Origin of the sequence: Aeromonas sp. 600479, from assembly GCF_049175515.1 — a bacterium.
GTDB lineage: Bacteria > Pseudomonadota > Gammaproteobacteria > Enterobacterales > Aeromonadaceae > Aeromonas > Aeromonas veronii_A.
Genome location: NZ_JAAKVF010000010.1, coordinates 1 through 12,333, shown reverse-complemented (window position 1 = coordinate 12,333; position 12,333 = coordinate 1). Strand labels below are relative to the sequence as shown.

Here is a 12,333-nt window from a genome sequence, read left to right as displayed (position 1 = left end):
TGGGCTTAATCCCGCTTTTGAGGCTTCTATCAACGTCGAGCACTATATAAACCTTATAATTCGGATGGAAATGGTTTTTGACCCAAATAGGGTCCAAAGGGGCCTAATGTTGCATGTTTTTGGGACTTTTCTGACACGGCTCATACATGAAATAAAAATCCGATAAAAAAGGATAAACAAGATGAAATACTGGAAAGCGCTGGTGGCCGCTGCAATGGTGCTCACCCTCTCGGCCTGCGGTGGCGGGGGGGATGGCAGTGACAAGAGTGAGCCGCCCCCCCCTCCTCCTGGAACCCCTGACTCTCTGACTATCTCGGCCTCGACACCGGTTCTCACCCCGGATGGTCAGCTCTCGGTGCAGTTCAACGTGGCGGACAAACAGGGTTCGGGTTACGACCTGGGCGCTACGATCCCCTCCTTCACCCTCAACAAGGTGATCCCCGGCCGCGATACCACACGGCAAGACCCGGCCATCTGGAAGAGTTTTATCTACCGTTCCGGCAAAGCCACCAGTGAAAACAGCGGCAAGCTGGAGCCACTGGGCAATGGGCAATATCGCTACACCTTTGCGATCAACCCCACCACAGTGCAGGATCCCTATCCTTCTGATTCACAAAGCAATAATGGTGTAATTAGCTGGGATGAGACGGCGACTCATCGTCTCGGTATCTTTTTTGGTGGCAGCAACAATGTTCCCGTTACCAACTATGTGCTGGACTGGGTGCCGGCAGGGACGCCCGCCGCTTTGACCCGGGATATCGTGGATCAGAGCAGTTGTAACAGTTGTCACATGAAGCAAGCGATCAAACACGCGGATCGCGCTGACCCCAAACTCTGTGTCACCTGTCACAACGAGAGCAATCCGACCATTGCTACCCGCCGTTCTCTGACGACCATAGTGCACAAGTACCATGGCAATCTGGATAGCACGGATACCAAGACGGTCAGCCACTTTCCGCAAGACCCGCGCAACTGCGATACCTGCCATAAGGACGCTACGCCAGCCACCCTCAATGCCGGTAACTGGCAACATGCCCAGGAAAAAGCGTGTGGTGCCTGTCATGCCGATTCAACCAGCGCCACAGGTTTTGATGCTCACATCACCGGCAAGATCAACAGTGGCGCAGTCTGCACCCAGTGCCATGGCGCTGATCCGGCCAGCAGCAAGTCACCTTATATGGTTCACCTGGGTTACATGGCCAACGAGGCGATTGGACGCGACAAGCTGCAGTTCACGTTCGATGACGTTCGCTATGCCGCTCCCAATATCGAGGTCGAACTGACCGTCACCGTCGACGGTACGCCGGCCGAGAGCGTTAATGACGTGCTGAAATATGTCAAAGATGGCAATCCGGCCATTCTGGTCAACTGGGATCAGGGCCAGGGATTCGAGCTGGCCACCACCAATCCGCAGACCTTCGTCTCTGGCAACAAGATCGAGTTCAGCAAGTGTGTCAGCCAGGGCACAGGCCGCTTCCTGTGCAGCAAAGAGACGGGCAACGAGGTCAACGGCACCCTGGCTGCGACCATCGCCGACTTGAGAGTCTGTGTGGCGCGTAAAGCCGATCGCAACGGGGCGTTTGCCGCAGGGGATCTGCTGCCTTGCAGCAGCACAGCCAGCGCACTCTCCCTGATCGCCATCAATCCGGTCAACGCCTACTTCCGTGCCGAAGGGGGCATCGACAGCAGCTATCTGCTCAAGGCCGGTGCGGATCTCGCTTCCTGCAACAGTTGTCACAAGGATCTGGCAGTCCACATGAGCAATCATGCGGCCAAGGATATGAGCCAGTGCACCAGTTGCCACAACGCGACCCGTACCTCGTTCTATGCGGGGGTGCCGGGGGACCTGAAATATCACGTCCACTCCTTCCACGCGCTGGGCGCCAAACATGGGGGAAGTGCTACCTTCCCGGGCGATATCAGCAACTGCGAGTCCTGTCATACCCAGGGGCAATACAATCTGCCCAACCAGCAGAACGCGCGTCCCTCTCTGGTCGCCACCACGGCTGACAACAAACAGCCCAAATACTTCAGCCCGGTGCTGGTGGTCTGCTCCAGCTGTCACCTCAAATCACCGCTGGGGTTGGTCAAGCCGGATAGCCCGGTGGCAGGGGATGAGTGGGCTACCCACATGAAGAATAACGGCGCCGTCTTTGGTGCAGAGACGATCGAAGCCGCAACCGGTGTTGAACAGTGTGCCTCTTGCCATGCCGTCGGGCAGGAGCAGGGTGTCGACAAGGTTCACAAGGTCTACGACTTCCGTTGATGAAATCCTGCGGTCAGGGGGTAACCCCTGGCCCTTCGCCGTTGAAGGAAACAAGATGAAAAAGACCATCACGCAGTGGTTATTGGCTGGCATGCTGGCCCTGAGCTGCCTGTCAGCCTGGGCCAAGAGCGATGCCGCGCAACCCGCTGGCGATGCAGATCCGCGACTCCAGATTGAATCGGCTCTGGACAAGAAATTTGACCAGGGAAAATACTCCCCGAAGGGAGCTGATACCTGCCTCAAGTGCCACGATTCAGATTCACGCAAACCCGCGACCGGCATATTCCACAGTGTGCACGGCAATCTGGGCAACCAGAATGGCCCCATGGCCGACCGGCAGTGTGAAGCTTGTCATGGTCCGGCAGGCAACCACACGCGCAATCCTCGCAAAGGAGAGAAACGGGAGCCGATGATCACCTTTGGTCCCGATTCACCTGTGCCGGTCGAGAAGCAGAACAGTGTCTGTCTCTCCTGTCATACCGATACCAACCGGATGGGCTGGCATGCCAGTGTTCATGCGGTCGAGGATCTCTCCTGTACCAGCTGCCACACATTGCACCAGGCCAAGGATCCGGTGATGGACAGCAAGAAACAGGTCGAGACCTGCACCAGCTGCCATGCCGCAGAGAAATCGGATCTGCACAAGCGCACCAGTCATCCCATCCTGAATGGCGAAATGCCCTGCTCCAGCTGCCACAACCCGCATCAGTCACAAAATGAGGCCAGCCTGAAACAGCCAACCGTCAACGAGAGCTGTTACGAGTGCCATGCCGAGAAGCGGGGCCCCTTCCTGTGGGAGCACGAACCGGTGACCGAGGATTGCTCTCTATGCCACAGCCCCCACGGTTCCATCAATCAGGCGCTGCTCAACAAGCGCGTGCCCCAGTTGTGTCAGGAGTGTCACAGCGCCCCCCATGCCAACGTGTCCATCCCCGAGGGGGATCTCAAGGTGCGCGGCGGCAGTTGCCTGAACTGTCATAACCAGATCCACGGGACCAACCATCCGAATGGGCAGTCCCTGCGACGTTGAGGAGAGAAGTCATGAAACATTCAACACTTTGGCTCTCCTTGCTGACCATCTTCTCGGCCCATGCCACCGAGGAGCCGCTGGCTGTCGAGGATTACTCCCTGCAATCGGCCAGGGAGGCCAAAACCGCGCGCTGGCGCTGCGCATCCTGTGAAAGCGAGAGTGGCTGGTTTGGTGAGGTGGGGCTGGGGACAGGCTACATCAACGATGATGGCGCGACCCGTTTTCGCAACTGGGTGCCCGCCGCCAACGATACCGGCATGCTGGGGATCTTTAACGCTGACCTGCAGTATCGGGGAGAGGGATCCCGTTACGGCGCACTCGAGGCCAGGGATCTTGGAATGCGCCGTTTCAGCATGTCACTGGAGCAAGGGTTCTATGATGGCGCGCGCGCCAAAATTGGCTACTCCGAAACCCCCTTTTACTGGAACAGCCATGGCAAGAGTGTCTATCGCTCTGACGATGCGCCGATGGCGGCTGGTGCGCTGGCCGAATTTGACAAGGAGGTGGTCCGCAAGAAGCTGACCATGGGGCTTGCCTATACCCCCAAGAGCCCATGGCGCCCTTATGCCGATTTCTCTTATGAGAAAAAAGAGGCAACGCTGGCCACTTATCAGTCCAGCATCCCGGGGATAGGCAGTACGCCGGGCTTTGTACCCAAGCTGGTCGATGGCAGCACCACCACCCTGGTCAAGAGTGGCATCAGCTACCTGGGTGAAGGCTGGCTGGTTGATCTGGCCTACAACGGCTCACTCTATCGCAACGAGGAGACCGCATTCTATTTCGGTTCGGCAAGCGACCCCTATGCCAATGAGCGGGCTTACGAACCCGACAATAGCTTCCATCAGGTCAGTTTGTCCGGCCAGTACAACTGGAACCGGCAGAGTCTGAGCGGTCGCATTCTCAGCAGCCGAGCAACGTCGGATGGCAATCTGACCGCCTTCCGACAGGTGCCGATCACCCGGAGCGATTTCCATGGCGAGATCGATACCATCCAGACCAATGCCAAATGGGTGGGGCGTTTTGGCCGGGATTTGACTCTGCGTGCCGGGGGCGAATACCGGGATCGGCAGGACAACTCGGACAAGCAGGTAGTGATTGGCAAACAACGGCAGCCGGGGGATCGTTCTCACAGTAAAGCCAATCTGGAAGCGGATTACCGCCTGAGTCGATCGGTCAAGGTAACCGGGGGTTACCAGTATCGTGCCGATGAACGGGAGTACGCGGATCGTCGCAAGACGGATGAGCAGACGTTGTTCCTCAAGAGTCGCTATCGCCCGGTGGGTGATCTGCAACTGGGGGGTAAACTCTCCTGGAGCACCCGGGATGGCTCTGAGTGGAAGAATAACAATACCAATGTCAGCCCGACCTTGCGTCAGTTCTATCTGGCCAATCGTGACAGGTTCGAGCTGCGTGGCGATCTGCAGTATGCCTTCAGCGAGCAGTTAAGCTCCTCGCTGGAAGGGTGGTGGGCACGGGCCAACTATCCGGAGCCTGACATCGGACTCAGTGAAGGGGAGGACTATGGTATCGATCTGACCCTTAACCAGCAGTTTGATGAGAACCTCAGTGGCCATCTCTTCAGCAACGTACAGTGGATCACCTCAAGCCAGAACCATGCCTACACCGGTGCCCCGGACTGGCAGCCCTATTCGACCCGGGTGCGTGACCAAATCACTACTCTGGGAGTGGGACTAAGCCAGAAGAAGGCGTTTGATTTGGCGCTGGAACTGGGGGTGGATTACAGCTTCTCCTATGGCCGTGGCCAGACAGATGCCAGCAAGGGTTATGACTACCCCGATCTGACCAGTAAACAGCACCGTCTGGAAGGTTACGCCCTTTATCAGCTCGACGAGAAGCAGTCGCTGCGCTGGGATATGCGCTACGAGTTCTACCATGACGTGGATTACCTCTATACCGGTGAGGAGTACAGCATGGGTCATGTGAACCAGAACTATAACGGTTACTTCACCGCTATCTCCTGGCTTTACAAGTTCTAATGCAGCCCATCTTGTAAGGGGAGCCAGGCTCCCCTTTTTTATGTCTGCGGCTCATGCCTGGTCGCTGATTGCAATTGATGCATCTATGCCGTAAGCAGAGTAGCTATCCCCTTGATTTTATAAGGTGATCACAGATTTTTTGCCGCCGCTGGATAGACTGGAGCCACTGCGGTACTGCGCCGCCTCTGGATCAGCAGACAGGGTATAACTGAGCTGGCTCACCCCTATGTGTCACTGATGGAGGAGTCGGCCATGTCCGCTACCCGTATCTGGATCAAAAACCCCCTTGCCACCTTTACCCGCGAAACGGTCGATGGCCGCGGCGGACTGGTGATTGAAAACGGTCTGATTAGCGAGGTGCTGGCGGCAGGCCAGCAGCCTGCCCGGCCTTGCGAGCAGCTGTTCGATGCCCGTGACCATGTAGTGCTGCCGGGCCTTATCAATACCCACCACCACTTCTACCAGACCCTGACCCGTGCCTGGGGGCCGGTGGTCAATCAGCCGCTTTTCCCCTGGCTCAAGACCCTCTATCCGGTGTGGGCAAGATTGACGCCGGATGGGCTGGCGCTGGCGAGCAAGGTGGCGATGGCGGAGCTGCTGCTCTCGGGCTGCACCACGGCCGCGGATCACCACTACCTCTTCCCGCGCGGGATGGAGGAGTCCATCGATATTCAGGTGGCGGCGGTGCGTGAGCTGGGGATGCGCGCCACGCTGACTCGCGGCTCCATGAGCCTTGGCGAAGATGAGGGGGGGTTGCCACCACGCCACACGGTGCAGGGGCAGCAGCAGATCCTCGATGACAGCCTGCGGCTGGTGCGCCAGTACCACGAGCGCGGCGCCGGGGCGCAGATCCAGATTGCGCTGGCTCCATGCTCCCCCTTCTCGGTCACCGAAGAGATCATGGTGGAGAGCGCCAGGCTCGCGGCCGAGTTCGATGTGCGGCTGCACACCCATCTGGCGGAGACGCTGGATGAGGAGGCGTTTTGCCTTGAACGCTTTGGCCTGCGCACCGTCGATTATCTCGAAAAGGTGGGTTGGCTTGGCGATCGCACCTGGCTGGCCCACGGCATCCACTTCAATCCGGACGAGATTGCGCGGCTGGGGGCGGCAGGCACCGGGGTGTGTCATTGTCCCGTCTCCAATATGCGGCTCGCCTCCGGTATCTGCCCGACCCTGGATCTCGAAGCGGCCGGTGCGCCGGTGGGGCTCGGAGTGGATGGCTCGGCCTCCAACGATGCCTCGAACCTGATGCAAGAAGCTCGTCAGGCGCTCTATCTGCAGCGACTGCGTTACGGCGCCGAGCGCATCACCCCACGCAAAGTGCTGGAGTGGGCGACCGTAGGTTCGGCACGGCTGCTCGGGCGCGACGATCTCGGCGAGCTGCTGCCCGGCAAGCAGGCGGATCTGGCGCTGTTCAAGCTCGACGATCTGCGCTTTAGTGGCTGTCACGATCCCATTGCAGCAATCATTTTGTGCGGCGCCGAGCGTGCCGATCGGGTGATGGTGGGTGGCAAGTGGCGGGTTGTGGATGGCGCCATCGAGGGACTGGATGTCGAGGGTCTCATCGCTCGTCACAAGGTGGCCGCCGCGGCGCTGGTGCGTGGTTGAACGCAAAGGTCTGTACGAGTAACTCAATGTGGGCAACCCAAGGTGAATAGCCAAAGGAGAGTGCTCGACAAGAACGTACAGGTCGTGTGCACTTGAGTACAGTGAGCCACAAAACCAGAGGGGCCCATATCGGGCCCCTCTGTATTGGCGGTGTTAAAAGGTGAGGGCTGCTAGTTGGCTGTGCTGGTGGGGGCGCTGTTAGCCGATGTCGTGTTGGCTGCTTCACTTTTGGCTGCCGCAGGGGCGGGCGCCGGGAAATATTTGCTGTGCAGCAGCGGATATTCACTGCTCGCCAGTACCTGGGTCAAACCGGTCTGGAACTCTTTGACCAGCTCGTCGCTCACCGGATGGCTGAAAGCGAAGCAGAACTGCTCTGAGCTCAGTACCCATTGTTCTTTGAATCGTGCAGGATCAAGCTTTTGCTCCACGATCAGCTGTTCCATGGTGGTTTTGTTGGTGGAGACCAGATCGATCCGACCTGAGGTGAGCATCTTCAGCGCTTGTGCCAGCCGATTGGCGGCCATCAGCTTGGTCTCGTCAAAGCCGTTGTTGAGTAGCAACTGTTCTCCCACATCAGCCCGCACTGCTCCGATATTGAACGCTTTGGCATCATCGAGTTTGGAGATGGTGATATTGCGCTCGGCCAACCCTACGAGCACGATTTCGGCGTAACCGATGGGACAGGCCCATTTGAACAGGGGATCCCGCGCCTGGGTGCGAGCGGTGGAGAAGAGTACTGCATTGGGTTTTTGGGTCAGCAGGTAGTAACCGCGCGCCCATGGCATGATGGTGATGGGCTGCGGCGGCGTATTGGTCTTTTTCCATACCAGTTGCAGCAGCTCGACCGCGAGGCCGGTGGGGGAGCCGCTGGCATCGGCGTAGTTGTAGGGTTTGTACTCTTCGGTGATGTAGTGCAGTTTGCCGAGTTCAGGACTCGCCTGTGCGAGAGTGGCCAGCAGCGCCCCGGCCAATCCAATCCATGGTTTCATTTTTGCCATCCTGATCAAGGGAATATCATGCTCAAGTGTGACCAAGCTGGCCGATTTCGCCAAGGCAACAGAGCATGTTTGGCAAAAAACGCGGGCGGTCGTGGCTATCCCGGCCCATGTGTTGGCTGCAGCGCCAGGTATTTGGCTTGCAGTTGCAAAAATTGAGGTGATGCCCGTGCTCTATCCAGAGCTTGTTGAAATCTGTCGATATCCCTGTCTGGCACCTGACGGCTAAAGGCGTAGCAGAGTGGCTTGCTATCGAGGACGAAGGCCACATTGAAGTCCTTAAGATCCAGATTGAGGTTCTTGAGGGTTTGGTAGCCGACCAGCTTGTTGGTGGCAAAGAGATGGGTGCGGCCCGATGCGAGCATTTTGGCTGCTTGGCTGAGACGGTTGGCCTCGACAAGGTTGCTCTCATCCAGACCCCTTTCCCGCAACAGCTGATTCGACACGGTCGAGCGTACCACCGCAATCTTGAAATTTTTTATTTGCTCGATGGAGGAAAGGTTCAATTTGTCAGCGGCGCGGCCAAGCAGTACAAAGTCCGAGTTGTCGATGGGACAAGCCCACTTGAAAAGCACCTCCCGCTCCGGTGTCCGGGCGGTGGCAAATAGCACGACATTGTGCTTGCTGTTCAACTCTTGATAGCCTCTGGCCCACGGCAGGATTCGTATTGGTTGGGGAGGCGTATTGCTGTATTGCCAGGTCATCCGCAGCAGTTCGACGGCAAGGCCGGTGGGCTGACCCTGTGCGTCACTGAAGTTAAAAGGCGGGGATATTTCTGTCTTGTATTCGAGAGAATCCAGGCCTGCCCATGCAAAACTGGTCCACAGGAGCAGCAAGATGTGGGAGAGATGCCATGTTCTCATGAGTGAGACCCTTCACTATATATCGACGATGCCAAACAGTGTGACGACTCGAGTGCACAATAGCCAGCCCCCTGACAGGTAGCGATCGTACGGTAAAAATGCTCAATCCTCGCCATCGGATGAAAGATCAGTGTATCGGCAGATATTTGGCCTGCAATTTTCGAAACTCCTCCGAGGCGAGGGCGCGGGTCAGGGCCTGCTGAAAGAGGGTGATCTCGCTGTCGGGCACCTGACGGCTGAAGGCATAGCAGAGCTGTTCGGCACTCAGCACCATAGCCACGTTGAAGTCGCCGCTGTTGAGCTTCAATTCGCGGATGGCGTCATATCCCGCCAGCTTGCTGGTGGCGAGCAGGTCGGCGCGGCCGGAGAGCAGCATCTTCAACCCCTGGGAGAGGCGGTTGGCCGGGATGATGTTGTTGTCATCCATGCCGTTGTTGAGCAGCAGCTGTTCGGCGGCATCCGAACGCACCGCGCTGATCTTGTACTGACTCATCTGATCAAAGGTGGTCAGGGTGATGTTCTGTGCTTTGCGGCCCAGCAGTATGTACTCCGAGTAGCCGATGGGGCACACCCACTTAAAGAGATTTTCCCGCGACTGGGTACGGGCGGTGGAGAAGAGCACCACATTGGGCTTCTGGGTTAGCAAGTAATAACCTCGAGCCCAGGGCAGGATGCGCACCGGCTGGGGTGTCACGCCGCTGTGTTGCCAGATCATCTGCAGCAAATCGACCGCAAGGCCGGTGGGCTGGCCTTGCTGATCGCTGAAGTTGTAGGGGGGGTACTCTTCGGTGAGATACTCGAGCTTGCCCAGATCAGCTCGTGCCGTCGAGGCTAAGCAGAGCAGCAATAGATGACAGATCAGCCATATCCTCATTGGGAACATCCTTAGCGATCAACCTTCTCTTGAGTGTGACCATCAACAGAGTAAATAGCCACTCACGGCCGTTACCAGCGGGCGCGGATCTGCCCGATGGGCTGGTAGGCCTCATCCCGCAGCCCCACCAGCAGGGTCTTGCCATCCGCTTGCAGCCGGAACTCGCCGTAGCGGGCCGCTTCGTACTGCTCTCCCGACCCCTCTTCAAAGAAGTAGGCATCGGGGCCGATCTGCCACTGCCGCTCGCTCTGGTGCACCTGCAATAGCCGCTCATCGCTGGCGAGCCGATCCGGTTTGCCATCGGCCACCAGACTGGCCACCTGATGGGCATCGAGGCGGATCACCAGGGTATCGCTGCCCTTGTTTTGAGTAGCTCTGGCGTCGCGGCTGGTCAGCTCGCGGGCAATTTCATAGTTGAGCCGCATGTAATCCCCCTGCATCAGGGAGCGAGGATCGACCGGGGCGAGCCGCAGCAGCACCACTTCGCCGCTGCTCATGGCGTGCTCATAGCGCCAGACGGTGGCATTGATGCCCGCCAGGATGGCGAGGCCGCTCAGCAACAGGGCGAGCTGTCGGGTGACGGGTTTCATGAGTCGCTCCTTGCCGCGAAGGTGGTGAGCAGCTGGCGGGCCCCCAGCAGCAGGATGCCGGAGCCCAGCAGCAGCCAGGATTTGGTCATCAGGGTGAGCCCAAGATCGTAGTAATAGAGCGAGCCATAGCCGAGCAGCAGCAGGGCCGAGAGTGTCATCAGCCCCAGACTGCCGGCATAAAACCCGAGGATCAGCACCAGTGCGCCCGCTCCCATGCCGGGGATGATGGCGCTGATCAGCACTAGTGGCAGGCCAAACAGCAGAGGGAGCCTCAGCTTCACCATCACCGCCAGCAGCAGGGCGGCGCAGAGCAGGGGATTGAGCCAGAGCGGCAGGCGCGATAGCCCCAGTTCGTCCAGCACGCTGCTGCCTCCATCCCACAGCGGGTGGTGCAGGCGGCCCAGCACCAGCAGGGAGAGGGCGAGCCCCAGCGTGATGGAGTGATAGAGCTGGTGGCGCTCTGGATCCCTATCTGCCCGCAGCCAGCAGAAAGTGATGGCGGTCATCACCAGCGGCAGCGCCAGCAGTTGCAGCCCGAGGCAGGCGAGACCAAGGGTAAGCAGCAGGGCCGCCGCCACGCTGTGAAACAGCCGCACCAGCCAGTGATCGAACAGCACGGCAATGGCGAGCGAGAGCAGGGCAAGCCCGAACCAGAGCAGGGTGTGATGATAGTCAATCTGATCGATCAGGCCATAGAGCAGCCAGGCATCGGCCGCCAGGGTGAGGGCCAGCACGAACTGATCCCAGAGATCGCCGCGTTGGCTGCGATTGAGGGCGTAGGCCACCACCAGCAATACGGGCCCCAGCAGCAGGGCGCTGTTGGCCTCGCGGGTCAGCTGCTCGAAGGTCATAAAGAGAAAAAAGAGCAAGAACAGGGCGGCAATCCACCCCACCAGCCCCAGCATAAAACGGCTCGACCAGTGAGGTTGGGTGTCGCGGGGCATCTCCCCGTCCACCATATTGGCCTGTTGTAGCGCGTGCCAAAGGGTCAGATTACTCATGTAACCTCCGTTGTTGTTGCAACCAGCGGGCAGCAGTGACGGAAAGGCCGATGGCGATCAGGCTAAGCAGCAAGAAGCCGTTGATATCGGGCTCCATCCATTTGCCAAGGGCGGCGAGGATGATGGCAATCAGGCTGAGGCACCCCATGGCGAGTCCGGCGATAAATCTGTGATGCCAGAGGGCATAGGCCGCGGCGAGCCAGCCAAGCCAGAGCGGCCACACCAGCGGGGAAGCGGCATCAAACAGCGCCAGCAGTGTGAGCAGAGTGGCTCCCAGACCCGCGGCCAGACCCGCCAGCCAGCTTGGCATCAGGCGCCAGCGGGTTGGCGCCAGCAGAAGCAGACCCCAGAGGGCGGCATTGAGCAGGGTAAGGCACCAGCCCAATCCCTCTTCATCGAAGGTAAAGAAGAACGTAAACAGGCCGAGCCGCCAGTAGAGCACCAGCGCCAGCTGGCCGAGCAGCCAGCTTAAGGTCCAGAGCAGAGGGCTTTGGCCAAATGCCGCCAGCGGTACCAACATCAGCGCCCAGGTGGCGAACAGCTGCCAGGGATCAGCACCGGTTTGGTAGGTTTGACCCACCAGCGCCAGCAGAGCGCCGATATTGAGGGAGATAGCGAGCAGTAGCGCCTGACGGGGGGTATCCCCAAGGGGCTTGCGCCACAGCAGAAGCAGCATGGCGAGCAGCGGCGCCTCCAGCAGGGCGAGGCGGGAGACCCGACCCAACTCATGCCAGTTGAAGGCGACGAAGAAGACCAGTCCAGCCCCGATGCAGAGGGCGCCGAGCCAGAGCAGCAGCCGGTCAAACAGCCACTGCCAGCGTGCCGGATTGGGGGGAAGATCGGCGAGGGCTCGGGCGGCGGCCAGTTGCGCTGGTGCCAGTCGTCCCTGTTTGACCCATTCGAGTAGCGTCTCTCTTGATACGTTGTGCATGGGTGGCTCCACGAGGTTTGCCCCATTATGACATGAGGCCCCCGCAACCGTGCACTGCTCCTTGGCTCTGCGGCTGGGGGTTGCGACAGCGGGTTACGTAATGTCTAGTCCTGAAATAGGTTTACACATTTTCAACTAGCATTTCTCTACTCAGAACCCCCTATGTACCGCATCGGGG

The 12,333-nt window shown here is 58.9% G+C and carries 10 protein-coding genes; 4 read left to right on the top strand and 6 right to left on the bottom strand.

Going from position 1 to position 12,333, the window contains the following annotated elements; translation table 11 throughout:
• Window positions 1–181: 181 nt before the first annotated feature.
• The 4 genes from G5149_RS11835 to G5149_RS11820 all read left to right on the top strand — a co-directional run bounded on the left by G5149_RS11835 (window position 182) and on the right by G5149_RS11820 (window position 6,901).
• Window positions 182–2,266: an OmcA/MtrC family decaheme c-type cytochrome gene (locus G5149_RS11835; RefSeq protein WP_288729484.1), complete on the top strand. Its 2,085-nt coding sequence runs from the start codon at window positions 182–184 to the stop codon at window positions 2,264–2,266.
• Between the two features lie 55 nt (window positions 2,267–2,321).
• On the top strand, window positions 2,322–3,296 hold the full coding sequence (locus G5149_RS11830; RefSeq protein ID WP_227342431.1) for a DmsE family decaheme c-type cytochrome: 975 nt from the start codon (window positions 2,322–2,324) through the stop codon (window positions 3,294–3,296).
• 11 nt (window positions 3,297–3,307) lie between these two features.
• Entirely contained in the window at window positions 3,308–5,293 is a 1,986-nt protein-coding gene (locus G5149_RS11825; protein WP_421212481.1) for an MtrB/PioB family decaheme-associated outer membrane protein, read from the top strand.
• Window positions 5,294–5,545: 252 nt separating this feature from the next.
• Window positions 5,546–6,901 (top strand): 8-oxoguanine deaminase, encoded by a 1,356-nt coding sequence (locus G5149_RS11820; RefSeq protein WP_337072731.1) that lies wholly within the window; start codon window positions 5,546–5,548, stop codon window positions 6,899–6,901.
• Between the two features lie 170 nt (window positions 6,902–7,071).
• On the opposite strand, the gene G5149_RS11815 is transcribed toward G5149_RS11820, so the two are convergent.
• The 6 genes from G5149_RS11815 to G5149_RS11790 form a co-directional block, all read right to left on the bottom strand.
• Window positions 7,072–7,890 carry a substrate-binding periplasmic protein gene (locus G5149_RS11815; protein ID WP_005346788.1) on the bottom strand — a complete coding sequence of 273 codons (819 nt, stop codon included), beginning with the start codon at window positions 7,888–7,890 and terminating at the stop codon, window positions 7,072–7,074.
• A gap of 104 nt (window positions 7,891–7,994) precedes the next feature.
• Entirely contained in the window at window positions 7,995–8,759 is a 765-nt protein-coding gene (locus G5149_RS11810) for a substrate-binding periplasmic protein (protein ID WP_005346786.1), read from the bottom strand.
• A gap of 127 nt (window positions 8,760–8,886) precedes the next feature.
• Window positions 8,887–9,633: a substrate-binding periplasmic protein gene (locus G5149_RS11805; RefSeq protein WP_005346783.1), complete on the bottom strand. Its 747-nt coding sequence runs from the start codon at window positions 9,631–9,633 to the stop codon at window positions 8,887–8,889.
• A 71-nt stretch (window positions 9,634–9,704) separates the two neighbouring features.
• Complete coding sequence (locus G5149_RS11800) at window positions 9,705–10,223, bottom strand: GDYXXLXY domain-containing protein (protein ID WP_337072728.1); 519 nt, start codon at window positions 10,221–10,223, stop codon at window positions 9,705–9,707.
• Entirely contained in the window at window positions 10,220–11,224 is a 1,005-nt protein-coding gene (locus G5149_RS11795; protein WP_421212480.1) for a DUF4401 domain-containing protein, read from the bottom strand. The genes G5149_RS11800 and G5149_RS11795 overlap by 4 nt, the downstream gene beginning before the upstream one ends.
• Window positions 11,217–12,155, bottom strand: coding sequence for a DUF2157 domain-containing protein (locus G5149_RS11790; protein WP_337072726.1), 939 nt, complete (start codon window positions 12,153–12,155; stop codon window positions 11,217–11,219). The genes G5149_RS11795 and G5149_RS11790 overlap by 8 nt, the downstream gene beginning before the upstream one ends.
• Window positions 12,156–12,333 lie beyond the last annotated feature (178 nt).

Coding starts and splice junctions, on each gene's coding strand:
- G5149_RS11825 (WP_421212481.1), top strand. CDS start 3,308: ATGAAACATTCAACACTTTGGCTCTCCTTGCTGACCATCTTCTCGGCC.
- G5149_RS11820 (WP_337072731.1), top strand. CDS start 5,546: ATGTCCGCTACCCGTATCTGGATCAAAAACCCCCTTGCCACCTTTACC.
- G5149_RS11795 (WP_421212480.1), bottom strand. CDS start 11,224: ATGAGTAATCTGACCCTTTGGCACGCGCTACAACAGGCCAATATGGTG.
- G5149_RS11815 (WP_005346788.1), bottom strand. CDS start 7,890: ATGAAACCATGGATTGGATTGGCCGGGGCGCTGCTGGCCACTCTCGCA.
- G5149_RS11835 (WP_288729484.1), top strand. CDS start 182: ATGAAATACTGGAAAGCGCTGGTGGCCGCTGCAATGGTGCTCACCCTC.
- G5149_RS11800 (WP_337072728.1), bottom strand. CDS start 10,223: ATGAAACCCGTCACCCGACAGCTCGCCCTGTTGCTGAGCGGCCTCGCC.
- G5149_RS11810 (WP_005346786.1), bottom strand. CDS start 8,759: ATGAGAACATGGCATCTCTCCCACATCTTGCTGCTCCTGTGGACCAGT.
- G5149_RS11805 (WP_005346783.1), bottom strand. CDS start 9,633: ATGAGGATATGGCTGATCTGTCATCTATTGCTGCTCTGCTTAGCCTCG.
- G5149_RS11790 (WP_337072726.1), bottom strand. CDS start 12,155: ATGCACAACGTATCAAGAGAGACGCTACTCGAATGGGTCAAACAGGGA.
- G5149_RS11830 (WP_227342431.1), top strand. CDS start 2,322: ATGAAAAAGACCATCACGCAGTGGTTATTGGCTGGCATGCTGGCCCTG.